This window comes from Photorhabdus laumondii subsp. laumondii, assembly GCF_003343245.1.
Lineage (GTDB): Bacteria > Pseudomonadota > Gammaproteobacteria > Enterobacterales > Enterobacteriaceae > Photorhabdus > Photorhabdus laumondii.
In genome coordinates this window covers 2,080,284-2,097,133 of record NZ_CP024901.1, presented here as the reverse complement: position 1 = coordinate 2,097,133, position 16,850 = coordinate 2,080,284, and the positions used below count along the sequence as shown (strand labels likewise).

General features: G+C 43.3%; 11 protein-coding genes and 1 pseudogene. 5 read left to right on the top strand and 7 right to left on the bottom strand.

The window, feature by feature from the left end; genetic code table 11:
- Positions 1–100 precede the first annotated feature (100 nt).
- Positions 101–2,713: an aminopeptidase N gene (pepN, locus tag PluTT01m_RS09115; RefSeq protein WP_011146034.1), complete on the bottom strand. Its 2,613-nt coding sequence runs from the start codon at positions 2,711–2,713 to the stop codon at positions 101–103.
- Between the two features lie 345 nt (positions 2,714–3,058).
- Between pepN and pncB the strand changes: the two genes are divergently transcribed.
- The 5 genes from pncB to PluTT01m_RS09090 all read left to right on the top strand — a co-directional run bounded on the left by pncB (position 3,059) and on the right by PluTT01m_RS09090 (position 10,444).
- The gene (gene pncB / locus PluTT01m_RS09110; RefSeq protein WP_011146033.1) at positions 3,059–4,273 is read left to right on the top strand and encodes a nicotinate phosphoribosyltransferase; all 1,215 of its coding nucleotides are present in this window, start codon (positions 3,059–3,061) and stop codon (positions 4,271–4,273) included.
- 204 nt (positions 4,274–4,477) lie between these two features.
- On the top strand, positions 4,478–5,878 hold the full coding sequence (gene asnS / locus PluTT01m_RS09105; protein WP_011146032.1) for an asparagine--tRNA ligase: 1,401 nt from the start codon (positions 4,478–4,480) through the stop codon (positions 5,876–5,878).
- 336 nt (positions 5,879–6,214) lie between these two features.
- A complete protein-coding gene (locus tag PluTT01m_RS09100; protein ID WP_011146031.1) occupies positions 6,215–7,360 on the top strand; it encodes a porin in 1,146 nt (381 codons plus the stop codon).
- A 505-nt stretch (positions 7,361–7,865) separates the two neighbouring features.
- On the top strand, positions 7,866–9,032 hold the full coding sequence (ompC, locus tag PluTT01m_RS09095; RefSeq protein WP_011146030.1) for a porin OmpC: 1,167 nt from the start codon (positions 7,866–7,868) through the stop codon (positions 9,030–9,032).
- A gap of 221 nt (positions 9,033–9,253) precedes the next feature.
- Entirely contained in the window at positions 9,254–10,444 is a 1,191-nt protein-coding gene (locus PluTT01m_RS09090; protein ID WP_011146029.1) for an amino acid aminotransferase, read from the top strand.
- 416 nt (positions 10,445–10,860) lie between these two features.
- On the opposite strand, the gene PluTT01m_RS09080 is transcribed toward PluTT01m_RS09090, so the two are convergent.
- The 6 genes and pseudogenes from PluTT01m_RS09080 to PluTT01m_RS09055 form a co-directional block, all read right to left on the bottom strand.
- The gene (locus PluTT01m_RS09080) at positions 10,861–11,508 is read right to left on the bottom strand and encodes an MBL fold metallo-hydrolase (RefSeq protein WP_011146028.1); all 648 of its coding nucleotides are present in this window, start codon (positions 11,506–11,508) and stop codon (positions 10,861–10,863) included.
- Positions 11,509–11,553: 45 nt separating this feature from the next.
- Positions 11,554–12,102: a peptidoglycan L,D-endopeptidase MepK gene (gene mepK, locus PluTT01m_RS09075; protein ID WP_011146027.1), complete on the bottom strand. Its 549-nt coding sequence runs from the start codon at positions 12,100–12,102 to the stop codon at positions 11,554–11,556.
- Between the two features lie 92 nt (positions 12,103–12,194).
- Positions 12,195–13,580 (bottom strand): annotated as a pseudogene (gene ldtD, locus PluTT01m_RS09070) (L,D-transpeptidase); the annotation flags it as partial.
- A 16-nt stretch (positions 13,581–13,596) separates the two neighbouring features.
- On the bottom strand, positions 13,597–15,213 hold the full coding sequence (locus PluTT01m_RS09065; RefSeq protein ID WP_011144714.1) for an IS1634-like element ISPlu4 family transposase: 1,617 nt from the start codon (positions 15,211–15,213) through the stop codon (positions 13,597–13,599).
- 102 nt (positions 15,214–15,315) lie between these two features.
- Positions 15,316–15,681 (bottom strand): hypothetical protein, encoded by a 366-nt coding sequence (locus PluTT01m_RS09060; RefSeq protein WP_041380031.1) that lies wholly within the window; start codon positions 15,679–15,681, stop codon positions 15,316–15,318.
- Between the two features lie 335 nt (positions 15,682–16,016).
- Entirely contained in the window at positions 16,017–16,691 is a 675-nt protein-coding gene (locus tag PluTT01m_RS09055) for a TetR/AcrR family transcriptional regulator (RefSeq protein ID WP_011146026.1), read from the bottom strand.
- Positions 16,692–16,850 lie beyond the last annotated feature (159 nt).

Below are 16,850 nucleotides of genomic sequence, written 5' to 3'. Positions count from 1 at the left end.
CCCTTGCCGCCGTGATGCATCTTGAAATCCATAGGGCATAAATTGGAAAAAATATCGGGCTAAATCACCGTTAGCCCGATAACCTGATAAAAAATAGCTATCAGCTTTCTAATGCCTTGGTAATTTTTTCAAATAGATCACCAGACAGATTTTCCAATGCTTTCAACTGTTCCAACGCACTACGCATCATGTTTTGACGTTTTTCATCATAACGTTTCAGGCGAATCAGCGGTTCAATCAAACGAGAAGCAACCTGTGGATTACGGCTGTTAAGATCAGTCAAAATCTCCACCAAGAATTGATAACCACTGCCATCTTCAACATGAAATGCAACCGGATTGTTAACAAATGCCCCAATCAGAGCACGCACCCGGTTTGGGTTGCTCATACTAAATGAACGATGATTCAGAAGATGGCGTACATTAGCCAAAACATCTACCGCCGGGCTACTTGCCTGCAAGCTAAACCATTTATCCATCACCAGGCCATCCTGATGCCATCTACCATCAAATTCCGCCATGAGTTGATCACAGCAAGGTAACTCTGCCAGCACCGCGCCAGATAATGCCGCCAACGCATCAGTCATATTGTCAGATTGATGATATTGATTTGATACCACTTTATCAGCCTGCTCTTGATGACCAAAGGCCAGATAATATAGACAGATATTACGCAGAGAGCGCTGAGCAATATCCTGATGAGCGACGCGATATGCACCGATATTGATAGCGTTATAAACCACCGCGAATTCATCAGCCATTTCCTGAGCCAAAGTACGGGTGATTGTATCCAAAACTTCATGAATCGCTTTAGGATCAATAATCGTAAACAGTTCTGCTATCTCACTCTCTGATGGTAAAGCCAAAATATGAGCAGCCAGAGCTGGATCAATCTCTTTATCCAATAACACCGCGCGGAAAGCATCCACCACATGCATTGGCAGTTCGATCGGCTGCTTCTGCTGGTAACGGATAATATTCAGTTTGATATAGTTTGCCATCAATGACTGAGCCGCATCCCAACGTGAAAACGCATTGCGGGCATGTTTCATCAAGAATGCCAATTGCTGATCACTGAATGTGTAATCCAGTTTCACTGGTGCTGAGAATTCCCGTAATAAAGAGGGAACCGGCAGTGATGGCACATCATCAAATACAAACGTCTGTTCTGCATTAGTCACATTCAATACATTGTGAACCGGTTGACCATCATAACGTAACGGAACCACATGACCTTTACTGTCATAAAGCTCAATATCCAGGGGAATATGCAGAGGCTGCTTCTCTTTTTGATCGGCGGTAGATGGTGTCATCTGACTGACATGCAACTTATATTGCTGCTTTTCTGCATCATATTCATCGCGGACTGTTAATACTGGTGTACCAGACTGGCTATACCAACGACGGAAAAGTGACAAATCCACATTTGATGCATCTTCCATTGCCTGAACAAAATCATCACATGTTGCGGCACTACCATCATGGCGATGGATATAAAGCTGCATCCCTGCCTGGAATTGCTCTTCACCTAGCAGGGTATGAATCATACGGATAACTTCCGCGCCCTTCTCATACACAGTCAGGGTATAGAAGTTATTCATCTCAATCACTTTATCCGGACGAATTGGATGGGCCATTGGGCTGGCATCTTCCGCAAACTGTGCCGAACGCATAACACGCACATTATTAATACGATTAACAGAACGAAAGCCAAGATCAGAGCTAAATTCTTGATCACGGAATACCGTCAATCCCTCTTTTAAACTCAGTTGGAACCAATCGCGACAAGTAATGCGATTCCCGGTCCAGTTATGGAAATATTCGTGGCCGATCACAGCTTCTATATTAAGGTAATCTTTATCAGTCGCAGTTTCAGATTTTGCCAGCACATATTTGGAGTTAAAGACATTCAGCCCTTTATTCTCCATAGCGCCCATATTAAAGAAATCCACCGCAACAATCATATAAATATCAAGGTCATACTCAAGACCAAAACGGCTTTCATCCCACTTCATAGCATTTTTCAGGGAGGTCATTGCCCAATCAGCCCGATCGAGATTGCCACGATCAACAAACAGCTCCAATGCAACTTCACGGCCACTACGCGTCGTAAAAGTATCGCGCAACACATCAAAATCACCCGCGACCAGAGCAAACAAATAACATGGTTTTGGGAATGGATCTTGCCATTTCACCCAATGACGTCCATCATCGGTTTCTCCCTGTTCAACCCGGTTACCGTTTGAAAGCAGATACGGATACTTGGCTCTATCGGCTGTGATACGCGTGGTAAAACGAGCCAATATATCAGGCCGATCAAGATAGTAAGTAATATGGCGAAACCCTTCTGCTTCACACTGGGTACAAAGCGCATCACCAGAAACATACAAGCCTTCCAGCGCCGTATTTTTCGATGGATGGATCTCATTGACAATTTTCAAAGTGAACTGAACCGGCAACTGCTCAATGATCAGCGCCCTCTCCTGTTCATGGTAATGCACCCACGGTTGACCATTCACATGAAGACTTTTCAGTGTCAAATCTTCACCATCCAACACTAATGGCGTTATTTCGTGACTCAGACGTTTTATCTGGCTGATTGCGGTGATTTCCGTGTTATCGGCATCAAGATTAACATCGAGTTCAATATCAGAAATCGTATAGTCGGGAGCGCGATAATCCCGGCGGTACTTAGCTTGTCGCTGTTGTGTCATAAGAAACCTTTTGTTTCATGCCTGATGGAATTAATTCAATATTAGACCTTACGCTGCCATAGAAAGAGGTTGAATTTCAAGAGTGAATAACGCACCTTCTGGCGTTTAACATTCATTAAGAACGAGTATGATGTTATGTAAGAAATTTGTTTACTCTTTGGTGCTGGTTATCACTTAATGATCAAATAACATGATAACATTTAACCAAAGGCCCTGTTTAGCTTCGATATTTTGGTGAACTATATGACATTATGTGACTTCAATAACAAAATAATCCCGGTATACTCTTCCAACTTTATCGATTTAGCTAATACGAATACGCTCCGTGAGGATGCATAACGCGCTATGACACTAGACGCTACCCCAATTATTAAATCACTGCTTGATACTGACGCTTATAAACTTCATATGCAACAAGCAGTGTACCACCGCTACAGCCACATGCCTGTTGTTGCAGAGTTTCGCTGCCGCGGCGACGAACTGCTAGGTGAATATGCCACAGAATTACGTCATCAAGTTAATATGATGGCTGATCTGGCATTAACCGATGCTGAATTTAATTACCTTTCCAGCCTGCCTTTTTTCAAGGCTGATTATCTGGACTGGTTAAAAACCTTTCGTTTTAACCCACAGCAAGTCAATATTTCTGTTACAAATGGCGGCCAATTAGCTATCCATATTTCAGGATTATGGTATGAAGTGATTATGTGGGAAGTCCCATTACTGGCGTTAATCAGTGAATTAATTCATCGTCATCACTCACCAGATAATACGGTGGAAAATGCCGTCAACCAGCTACGCAAGTTGATCAAACTGTTCTATCAACATGCTGAAAATGAAGGAATCGATCTCTCCAGTTTTAAACTGATGGATTTCGGTACACGCCGTCGTTTCTCACACCGTGTTCAACACGCTGTCGTCAGTGAGCTGCAACAGCATTTCCCTTATCTGATTGGCACTAGTAATTACCAACTTGCACAACAGCTTGGGCTCCCTCCTGTTGGAACACAAGCGCATGAGTGGTTTCAAGCTCATCAGCAAATCAGCCCGGATCTGGCTAGCAGTCAACGAGAAGCATTACAGAGTTGGCTGAAAGAATATCCTAACCAATTAGGTATTGCCTTGACTGACTGCATTACAATGGACGCGTTTCTGCGGGACTTTGATGCCCAGTTTGCCAAAAATTATCAAGGCTTACGCCATGATTCGGGTGATCCCGTTCAATGGGGTGAAAAAGCGATCGCCCACTATCAAAAACTGGGTATCGACCCAATGACAAAGACCTTAGTGTTCTCTGACAGCTTGGACTTTCAAAAAGCACTAGCGCTCTATCGTCATTTCCACAACAGAATAAACCTGATTTTCGGTATCGGTACACAGCTCACCTGCAATATCCCAGGGGTTAAGCCACTGAACATCGTCATCAAACTTGTCGAGTGTAATGGCAAACCGGTCGCAAAGCTTTCAGACAGCCCTGGCAAAACCATTTGTGAAGATAACGAGTTTGTTAACAGGCTACGCGCCGCTTTTGATATACCCCAGGTTAAACAAGCTTGTTAACTCAAGTTTCATTAAAAAATACCACTGTGCTGCTGGCAGATAAAGCAGCAGCACATCTGAAAAGTGCGCTTTCCCCTCTATTTCACCGTTTAAATTGATGATTTCCCCTTGTTTCCTGAAACAGGGCAAGTAACATAGAATAAGTTGCCCCTTGTGGGGATATTCATTTTCATAAACTTGAACTGATAAAGAAGAGAGAAATCTATGAGCGTAGCGCCTGTAGTCGACGTACTGCAAGGCCGGGTTGCGGTTGATAGTGAAGTCACCGTTCGCGGCTGGATACGTACAAGGAGAGATTCTAAAGCTGGCATCTCTTTCCTCGCCGTCTATGACGGTTCCTGCTTTAATCCATTACAGGCCGTCGTTAATAATAATTTGCCCAATTATCAGGATGAAGTTCTGCATTTAACTACCGGTTGTTCTGTCGAAGTGACAGGGACAGTCGTTGCTTCCCTTGGTCAAGGGCAGAACTTTGAACTGCAAGCGACGAAAATCGTCGTGATCGGTCTGGTTGAAGATCCTGACACCTATCCCATGGCCGCTAAACGCCACAGCATTGAATACCTGCGCGAAGTTGCTCACCTGCGTCCACGTACCAACCTGATTGGTGCCGTTGCTCGTATGCGCCATACCCTTGCTCAAGCACTACACCGTTTCTTCCATGAAAATGGTTACTTCTGGGTTTCCACCCCGTTGATCACGGCGGCTGATACAGAAGGTGCTGGCGAAATGTTCCGCGTCTCTACGCTGGATCTACAAAATCTGCCTTTAACTGACAAAGGTGAAGTGGATTTCAACCAAGATTTTTTCGGCCGCGAAGCTTTCCTGACCGTATCTGGACAATTGAACGGTGAAGCATACGCTTGTGCATTAAGCAAAGTTTACACATTCGGCCCGACTTTTCGTGCTGAAAACTCTAATACCAGCCGCCATCTGGCAGAATTCTGGATGCTTGAACCAGAAATCGCCTTCGCTAACCTCAATGATGCCGCCACATTAGCTGAAAATATGTTGAAATATGTTTTCAAAGCCGCATTGGCAGAACGTGCTGATGATCTGCAATTCTTCGCTGAACGCGTGGATAAAGATGTTATCACCCGCCTGGAAAAATTTATTAATTCTGACTTTGCTCAGATTGATTACACCAGTGCCATTGAAATTCTGCAAAACTGCGGCCAGAAATTTGAAAATCCAGTCTTCTGGGGAGTTGACCTTTCTTCGGAACATGAACGTTATCTGGCAGAGAAACATTTCCAAGCTCCGGTTGTCGTGAAAAACTATCCAAAAGATATTAAAGCCTTCTATATGCGAATGAACGACGACGGTAAAACTGTCGCGGCACTGGATGTACTTGCACCAGGCATTGGCGAAATTATCGGCGGCTCACAGCGTGAAGAGCGTCTGGATATGCTGGATAAGCGTCTGGAAGAGATGGGGCTTAATAAAGAAGATTACTGGTGGTACCGTGATCTGCGTCGTTATGGCACCGTTCCTCACTCTGGGTTCGGACTGGGCTTTGAACGTCTGGTTGCTTACGTGACTGGCGTGCCAAATGTACGTGATGTCATCCCCTTCCCGCGCACACCAAGAAGCGCAAACTTCTAATGATTGCGTAAAACAAACATTAAAAAATCATTATGTATAAAGCCAGCAAAAGCTGGCTTTTTTTATTCTTCCAATTCAAGACACGATCAAAAATCCTATTTCATTTACATTTTGCAATATATTATTTTCACTTTATTACAAAAATCGTCACTTTGTATCAATTAAATGATAGATAAAATCCACGGCTAATGAAAAACTGTGCCCCAACTCGGACAACACGATATTTTCATAAATAATTTCAACGAGTTTCTTAAAGGAATTATTTATGTCAGTAACAGTATCCGAATAACACCAATGATGGTCATTAACGATAGTAATTAAATGAAGGTAACAATAATGAAGGGTAGTATCTTTTCCGCGGTCATCCCAGTGCTGTTGACTGCTGGTGTAGCAAATGCCGCTGAAATTTATAACAAAAACGGTAATAAACTGGATTTTTATGGCAAAGTTGATGTACGGCATCAATTCGCTAAAATTACCCAAAAATCAGATATATACCCTATCTATAGTGAAGATGGTGATGCAAGCTACGTCCGTCTGGGTTTCAGAGGTGAAACCCAAATCAATAACCAACTGACCGGTTATGGTCGTTGGGAATACAATATTCAGGCCAACCAAGTTGAGGCAAATGATTCCGAAGGTAATCAAACCCGTCTAGGTTTCGCGGGTCTAAAATTGGCTAAATATGGTTCTCTAGACTACGGTCGTAATTACGGTGTTCTCTATGACGTCAATGCCTGGACTGATGTACTGCCAGTATTCGGCGCTGATTCCATGTCGCAGGCTGACACCTACATGACTAATCGTGCTACCGGTGTCCTGACTTATCGTAATACGGATTTCTTTGGTCTGGTTGATGGTCTGAACTTCGCCCTGCAATACCAAGGTAAGAACGACGAAGACAGCAAAAACAGCCGCAATTCACACAGTAAATACGGTAGTCGTAGTAAGCCCAATGGTGGTAGTAATGGTGACGGCTTCGGCCTCTCTGTTACCTACGATATAGGCAATGGTATCAGCGTAGGAGGAGCCTACTCCAATGCTGACCGCCCTATTACACATGAAAGGCTCGTTACCTCTGTCGCTCGTGGTGAAAGGGCTGAGGCATGGAACGTTGGTGCCAAATATGATGCAAACAACCTATATCTGGCTGCCATGTATGGCGAAACTCACAATATGACCTCTTTCGGCTACCAAGATATTGTCTCTGCAAAAACTCGTAATATCGAATTAACTGCCCAATATCAGTTGGATTCTGGTCTGCGCCCATCTCTGGCATATGTTCAATCCAGGGGAACAACTTTTTTCACTCATCAAGACTGGGTAAAATATATCTCTATTGGCTCTTATTATAACTTTAACAAAAATTTGTCTGCCTATGTTGATTACAAAATCAACTTAGTCCATGACACCCCCTTCACCAAATATCTTGATGTCAATACGAATAACGCTGTGGGTATAGGTTTGGTATATCAATTCTAACAATCTGAAATGAATTAGGTAGATTAATAGAAAATCCAATTAACATGTGTATGGTGCTCACTTAAAGTGAGCACTACTTCTTCCAAGAAGAATCATTATCAGGTATCTGTTAAAAAATGATATGCAACATATCGACAAGCATATTAGTAAGTTACGTATAAGAAATATGATTGATGAAATAAACACCACATTTTACTCTTTTTATTAAGATCAACAGGTAATTTTCTTCCGCCACTAACCGCGAGTCATTTTTCACTTTTTTGATCAACTGGACCAACCAGAGATTAAAAAACAATCTCTCATTTACATTTTGAAACACTTTATTTCACATTTTTACTAAATTTTCTTTTTTATAGCATTTTGTGAGTGGATAAAAATAACAACCAATGAAACACTTGACAGCGAAACAGACGACACTAAACTCTCACAAATAGTTCCGTAGATTTTTAAAGAATTATTTTTGGCAGTGGCAGGTGTCCGAATAACACCAATGAGGGTAATAATAATGATGAAACGCAATGTTCTTGCAGTAGTAATCCCAGCTCTGTTAGCTGCTGGGGCAGCAAATGCAGCTGAAGTTTATAATAAAGACGGCAACAAACTGGACCTATACGGTAAAGTTGAAGTCCAGCACAAATTCGCTAACAACAAAAGTGGCGAAGATGGCGATAACTCCTTCGCCCGTCTGGGTTTCAAAGGTGAAACTCAAGTTAATGACCAACTGACCGGTTTTGGCCGTTGGGAATACAATATCAAAGGTAACCGTGCAGAAGGTACTGACGAAGAAACCAAAACGCGTTTAGCTTTCGCTGGTTTGAAACTTTCTAACTACGGTTCACTGAACTACGGCCGTAACTACGGTGTGGTTTATGATGTCAACGCTTGGACCGATGTGTTGCCAGTATTTGGTGGCGACTCAATGGCGCAGACTGACAACTTCATGACCGGCCGTTCTACTGGTCTGTTGACTTACCGCAATACCGATTTCTTCGGTTTAGTTGATGGCCTGAATTTTGCCCTGCAATATCAGGGTGAAAATAGTGAAAACACGGCTAATAGCCGTATCAACCGTAAAGACAACGGTGATGGTTACGGTTTCTCTGCAACTTATGACGTAGGTTATGGTATTAGCGTCGGTGGTGCATACTCTAACTCTGCCCGTACTTCTGCGCAAAAAACTGCTTTTAGCGTTGTTGAGGAAAAAGGGAAAAAAGACAAACCTACTGGCTCTACTGCCTTGGGTGATCGCGCTGAATCATGGAACATTGGCGCCAAATACGATGCCAACAACATCTACCTGGCTGCCATGTACGGTGAAACCCGTAATATGACTCGTTTCGGTGGAAATGTTGACGGTGTAAACTGGGAAAATATCGCTAACAAAACCCAGAACATCGAATTGACCGCCCAATATCAGTTCGACTTCGGTTTACGTCCATCTCTGGCATACGTTCAGTCCAAAGGTAAAAATCTGCTCGGTGACGATGGGAAAGAATCCAGCAGCCGCGATCTCGTAAAATATATTTCTGTTGGTAGTTACTACTACTTCAACAAAAACTTGACTACCTATGTTGATTACAAAATCAACCTGCTGGATAGCAATGAATTCACCAAAGCAACGGGTACCAGCACTGACAACGTTGTTGGCGTAGGTATGATTTACCAATTCTAATTACCGTTGGTAAATAGATTTAGCTGAACAAGTTAAACATCATTAAGAGAAAGCAGCGCTTATGTGCTGCTTTTTTAGTCTTATATTTTCTTTCTTTTTCTCACTCCGCAAACTGCCTCACAAGATTATCTTCTTTTTACGACAAATAGTTGGCAAACTGTTTTAGCAGCGTTAACCTGACTGCCCTTTTGGGCTTAACTCTGAGCTTTGGAATTACAAACATGTTTGAGAAAATCACCGCAGCGCCTGCCGACCCTATTCTTGGCTTAGCCGATAGTTTCCGTTCTGATCCTCGTACAAATAAAATCAACCTTGGTATCGGTGTCTATAAAGACGAAACAGGAAAAACCCCGGTTCTGACCAGTGTTAAAAAAGCTGAACAATATTTACTGGAAAACGAAACAACAAAGAATTATCTGCCGATTAGCGGCTTAGCCGAATTTGGCCGCGTAACTCAAGAATTACTGTTTGGCAAAGATCACCCAGTTGTCACAGATAAACGCGCCCGCACAGCACAAAGCCCAGGCGGTACCGGTGCTTTACGTATTGCTGCGGATTTCATTGCCAAACAGACTAATGCTAAACGAGTTTGGATCAGCAACCCAACCTGGCCAAACCATAAAAACGTTTTTTCCGCCGCTGGTCTGGAAGTCTGTGAATATAAATACTATGACGCTGAAAAACACGCGCTGAATTTCGAAGACATGCTGGCAAGCCTGTCCGAAGCTCAGGCTGGTGATGTTGTTCTGTTCCACGGCTGCTGCCACAATCCGACAGGCATCGATCCAACCCCGGCACAATGGGCTAAACTGGCAGAAATGTCTGCGGAGAAAGGCTGGTTGCCTATTTTTGATTTCGCTTACCAAGGATTTGCCAAGGGCCTAAACGAAGATGCAGAGGGCCTACGTATTTTTGCGAAAAATCATAATGAACTGATTGTTGCCAGCTCTTACTCCAAAAACTTTGGCCTGTACAATGAACGTGTCGGTGCCTGTACTATTGTTGCTAGTGACAGTGATACAGCAGAAAAAGCGTTCAGCCAAGCTAAAGCGATTATCCGTGCTAACTATTCCAACCCACCCGCTCATGGTGCATCTATTGTCACTACCATTTTGTCAAATGAAGACCTGAAAGCAGCTTGGGAACAGGAACTGACCACCATGCGCGAACGTATCCAGCGTATGCGTCAACTGTTTGTCAATACCTTGCAGGAAAAAGGGGCAAAACAGGATTTCAGCTTTATTATTAGCCAAAATGGTATGTTCTCATTCAGTGGCCTGACAAAAGAACAAGTAGAACGTCTGCGTGATGAGTTTGGTATATACGCTGTCAGTTCCGGTCGTATTAACGTCGCTGGCTTGACGTTAGAAAACATGGCTCCACTATGTGAAGCCATTGTTGCAGTACTCTAAATTAACATTTACCTCACGATGAAAAGTCGCTGAAATTCAGCGGCTTTTATCATTCAGAAGATTCGATGTCCGACACAATTGTGATATTAATCTTATTGAGTACATCGGAATGAAGTTGAAATCCTTGAAGGGCCAGTTAAACGTACCGGAGCAAACGGAGCCATTATGTCCGTTTATTTTCGTGATCTGGATCAAAATCTGACTGAAGTCTCCAACCAGTTATAGTTGCCATCAAACAACTATCAGCCAGCCCTCAAATTGACACTTATACCCTATGGATTTCAAGATGCATCGCGACGGCAAGGGAACGAATCCCCGGGAGCATAGATAACTATGTGACCGGGGTGAGTGAGTGCAGCCAACAAAGAGGCAACTTGAAAGATGACGGGTATATTGAATATAAACGCTACACCACATCACCAACTTGGTACTTCATCCTGTAAAAATGGATTAGTCTGCCGCTCATGACCTAGCGTCGACATTGGTCCGTGCCCCGGAATAAATTCATAATCATCACCAAGTGGCAGAAGTTTATCTTTAATTGAGTTAATTAACTGCCGGTGATTACCGCGTGGAAAGTCACTACGCCCAACTCCTCCTTTAAATAGCACATCTCCCATGTAAATCAGCTTATCTACATGATTCACAAACACAACATGCCCTGGCGTATGTCCCGGACAGTGCAATACAGATAAGTCAACGCCCCCCACCCGCAGCTCATCACCTTCATTTAACCAGCGATCAGGTTCAAATGATGGACATTCTTCAATGCCAAACATCCGACTTTGAGCTTGCAAGCCTTCGATCCAGAAAGCATCTTCCTGCTGTGGCCCGTAGACCGGCGCATTAAAATGTTTAGCGACCTCCGCTGTTGCACCAACATGGTCAAAATGACCATGAGTCAATAAAATCTGGGTCAATTTCAGACCACGACGTTCTATCTCGGCGATCAATTTTTCTGCTTCACCGCCCGGATCAACAATTGCCGCTTCCTTACTATCTTCATTCCAAATAAGGGTACAATTCTGCATAAAAGCAGTAACAGGAATAATTTGGTATTTCATTATTTCATTTACTCCATAGTCAAAACAAAATAGTTACTCACCAGATTACCACGTCCTGACGGGACCTGTATCAATATGAACGAAATTACTGTGTGGATAGTATCCTACCCCTCCCGCTTTCATTTTCAGAGCAGCCTTGCAGATACGACTAAGCTCAATACCTTCAATATGAAAATCCATCGCCCGCCCGCGAGTATGGTAACTCTGTTTAGCCACTCCTTTACTTTGCTTGCGCAACTGATTGTTGGTTACCAGTGAACGGTAACCAGAAATAAGTTGTACAGGCTTATTAATCTCTATCATCATTTGCAGCAAATAAATCTGATCAAATAATTTAGGATCGATAGTCTTAACGCTATTTTGACGGTAATCTCGAAACAGATGATCCAAGCGGGCCAGCTCTTCTTTGTTGTAACGATAGCCGTCAAAAAATTCGGCTTTAATCGTTTCACCCGTATGTAAGTTGTCAAAACGTAAAATTCGTGGGCGTGGAGTGGCCAGAGTGGCAAAAGTATGCCCCGGCAACAAACTCAAACCTAAAGCAGCGGCTCCCGCACTAAGCCACTTACGGCGATTATGATCGATAATATCCATGAAGAAACATCTACCCAAATTATAGAAAAAATAGGCCAACAGGCAATTGGTCACTGGTCAATATGACAATTAATAACAAAAATTAGTTGCATTTAGTTTTGTAAAGGTAACAACTTTGACAAAAACTGGGCACCTTGTCTCACACTATTGTCGTAATCATAAATATCGGTACGGTACTGAGGTACCCCCTGCTCATCTACCCAAGCAGTTAAATAATGCAAATAAACTGGAATACGCTGTGGGATGTTAACATAAACGGTATTGCCCTGTTTCAGGGTATTATTCACTTTACTCTGATGCCAACCTACATCTTCCAATAACATACTTGCTAATTCTGAAGCCTTGTTAACCCGTACACAACCAGAGCTGATCGCTCGGATGTCTTTGTTAAACAAGTTATGGTTCGGCGTATCATGCAAATAGATAGCATCAGAATTTGGCATATTAAATTTATAACGGCCTAATGAGTTAGTCGGCCCCGGAGCTTGCCATATTCGATAAGGAAAGTTAGCAGGCGTAATCACGTTCCAATCAATAGTGTAAGGGTCGATTACACTGGCATCAGCACGCCAATTTGAAAAGATAACGTATCCTCGCCGTTGAAAATATCCGGGATCATCAACTGCTCGTGGTGCGATATCTTTTCTTGCCAGGCTAGTTGGCACACTCCAGGGAGGATTAATCACCACATTATTCAGCACACTACTCATAATGGGTGTCTTCCGGCTTGGACGACCAACGATCACTTTCGAGTCCAACACTTCCTGATCATTAAGATAATAATGCAATGAATAATCGGGAATATTGACCATAATTCCTGTGGACACATCTCCTGGGATAATACGTAAACGCTGGATATTAAGCGCCATCAATCCTGCTCTGGTTTGAGGCGAAGTATTTAGCCAATCTCTTGTGCGTTTACCGATTACACCATCCGGAGCCAACCCTTGCCAATGCTGAAAATTTTTTACCGCAGTCACCAGTTCAGGATTGTAGATATGATCTGATTGAGCTGTCAGTTCGTTCAACATACCAAGACGAATAAGTATTTCCTTCAACACAGCAACATCAGCGTTATTCTGTCCCGGTTTTAGCGCACTTTTACCAGAAAGCTGTGGCCACGGTTTACTATCAGCCAGTTGTTTCATCATCTCCTTGCGCATATTTTCATATTGCGGATGTTGTGGTGCCAGTGCAGCGACATAAGCGGCCACATTATGATCGATAATAGCTTGCTGCCACTGATCTATAACGACTGGTGAAGGTAATACAATTTTGTATGGTACAGTGCGATAGAGCCAGCGTTGGCCCTGGTGGCCGACATCTGAGACAAATTGTAAATAACCTAGCATAGCATCCGATAAGATGAGATCACGTCCCATCTGACTCAATTGAGCATCATTGAGTTCAATCAGCCATTGACCAAATTGCGGCTGAAACCCAGCCAATGCCAGTTCTGAAAGTTGTTGTTCAAACCTTCATTCCGCACCTAATTCAGGAATAAACCGCTTTATATTGTGCACCTAATAAACTCAAAAGCTCATGGTGGTAAGATTGCATTCCTGTCACCATTTTATGTTCTTGAAATTCAAAGGTGCTGATCCCTTCAAAGGCCAGAAATACCCAACGCGCGGTGGGGGATTGTGTCGGTTTGTTCTTCATATCGGGGAAAAACGGCACATTTTGTTTCAATTCATGGCGAATTTTATGTTCCAGCGCCGCATAAACCATGAGACAACATGTCATCACCATTAACAGCGCTTCTATCCGCTCCGGTTTTTTCAGGAAAATGGCAGACGTCAGGAATTCCGGACTTTTCAGGAAGCGAAAACCCCGCTCCACCTTTTGTTGTGCCTTATAATTAGCCAGTAACGCCGCCATATCAAGCCGTCCTTCATCCCGTTCATTGGTCGCTAAAATAAACCTCCCGACCCGCAATCTGGCCTGCTTCACCTTGTCTAACCGGGTATAAGCCTGACCGGCTAATTGATAATGAACCGATTTGGGGGGTTGATGCTTGCCGGGTTTCCCGCGCCCCGCATACGCGGTAATCGCCTGAATTTCCGGCGAGGCGATGCCGATAAACTGGCATTGAGACTCAAAATCATGCAGTGCCTGTAAGGCATCCTCCCGGCAGGCAAAGGGCTTTTTGCCCAGTTTGTCGAACTGTTTAGACTCGTTTTCTGTTTCCCTGAGTGTGTTTTTCCGGAAAGTCTGGTTTTCACGTTTTTCTGCCGCCGTACTGTTCACCAGTAACCAACGCTGAGGAACGCCGCCATATGATGACGTCACCCAGCAGCCTGAATAGCCCTCACTGATGGGGCTGAATTGCTCCGCTGTCACGTTCAGGAGAGACTGTTTAGCTTCCTTGATCGTCAGGGGAACACGCGTAATAAATCGTTGTTTTTGCTGATGAAGCGAAGCGATCGCGGCTTCAGTATAAAGGGCGGCATCGGCCACAAAGTAGCGGCTGTTTTGTGCTGCTTTCAGGCATTGAATATGGGTTTTGATCGTCTGGGCAAAGGCTTTGGCATCATTCGTATTCCCGCTCATAGCCTGCATATAGACAGGGATACCTGCCTGATTTTCGCAAATCAGTTCAAGGACAACCTGGTTCAGTTCAGGCCGGTGATCCCGGCTATAACCCGGCACCAGTGCAATACGTTTTGTGTCATCTCCCAATGCGCTGTCATAGTCACCATCGACATGAAAACTCGTGATATCCAAATGAACGGAATCGGGATTTAACCCTAATTTATCAACCACTTGCTCAGCAAGCACCTGATAAACTTCCGACACCCCCGCTTCATATAAGGCATCCAGTGTACGGCCGAGCACATCATCATTAAGGTGTTCAGCTTCAATGTCAGCACCAATTAAACGCGCAATCGGCTTATGTTGAAAAAAGCCGGAAAACATGTGCAATGTCCGGCTGTGAAACCCCAGCCCGTTAAGGATCATCGCCAGAAAAGCGTCGCCGTGAGAGACAGTATGCGATGAATATTTTGGGATAATGGCATCAATCATGCGGGGTAAACCGGCTTCATGACAAAAAGCGGCGATAAGGCCAAGATGATCGAGACGTTTAATGGCAGGTATAGGTGTGGACATATTCGCTTTCCGGCAAATAAAAGTAATAGATCAAAATTGGCGATTACCGTCAACCCCACCGATGTCATCAATACAAAAAACCTGTGTAAGATCACATTATTTTTAAATCAGAAATACGGTGCGGAATGACGGTTCAAAGCGTTGAACCGCGATTTTATCTTGCCACAAAGGTTGCATCTGGTTAGAGGAGTACAAACTAACCAATCGGTCAAAGAAAACCGGCTTAATTTTTGCCGGTAACCAGCTTCGCAGCATTTTACGGCGTTCTGTTTCTGAAATTGTAGCAGTTTGAATTTGTACGCGTTCAGGTGTTGTTGTCTCAGATATCTTTTCAATCTGCATTTTTGGCAGATTTTGAATATCACCTTCAATAAGCCTATTCTGATGATTAGCTAAAGCATATCCAGCTATTATCAATGTGCTACAAATAACCGAAATACACAGTGGCTTTATCGCTCTTTTTACCATATCAACATCCCCACCTTCAGAACATTCTCATGAGTTAATTTTAATTATGACAAACTCAAACTCTAATCAAAGAAAAACAACAAGTTATTTACATTGTAAACTATTTACCTACAAAGGAAATATAATAAACCATCGCCAACCCACCAAACACAAAACAGCAAAAAAGACGCCAAAGCATCTCGTCTATCATTCAAGGTATGCAAACCGCTTTCTTAATTCAGCAGAAAGACCTACCTGATAACAGGCAGGCCCTTAATTCAACGCTATTCCTACGATAATTTCTGATTTACTACATCTGCTTACTACAACCTGACTGGTTTACTACAGCGCGACTATCATGATGAAGAAGTGCTATCACATGAGGAAGTACCATATGCAGCGAGAAATGACTGAACAGCGATAGCAATTCGCTGAGATTTCTCCTCTGGAGTAGGTAAACCAATGCCCAAAGTAGCCTTAAGCCTTGGCGTTCCAATGATGCCATCGATAAACACCTCCGCGGAGATTTTCGGGTCTACTATGCTCAATTTTCCTTCCTCCATCTTTCGTACCAGATATTCGACAAGAAAATCTACTATCTTTTTGACCCCTTTTTCATAATAGATTTTACCTAGTTGCGGAAAACGTTGGGCCTCCAGAGTGACTACCCGATAATTCGCAATCATTGTTTCTGAAAGAATTACCGAGAAAACTTCCTCTGCAAAAATGGTTAATGCTTTCCCAATATCGGGTTCGGGATTCATGGTCTTGTCAAGACCGCCTTCAACTTCTTCTATTCTCTGCCTAACAACAGCGACTAACAGCTCTTCTTTAGAAGGAAATCGACTATAATAGGTTCCCTTCGAAGCATTAGCACGTTTCGCCATCTCACTGATACTGGCACCATCAAAACCCCGTTCTGCAAATACTTGAGCAGCAATTTTTAACAGCTCGTTAACTCGTTCTCCTGAAATTCTAGAGTACGAACGGGTTCTTTTGTGATCTGTTTGGGCTTTAGGTGTATTTGTCATGTAAAAAAACCTAAATTTTTATTGGTACCGAACGGTACGGTATACTATTATTAAGACTATAGCAGTAACACAACCCGATGGCTGTGATCAAATGGTCCTAGCCAGCTACAGTCACCATGATTCTTTCAGAATCACATCGTACTACTTATGGAGAAAAAA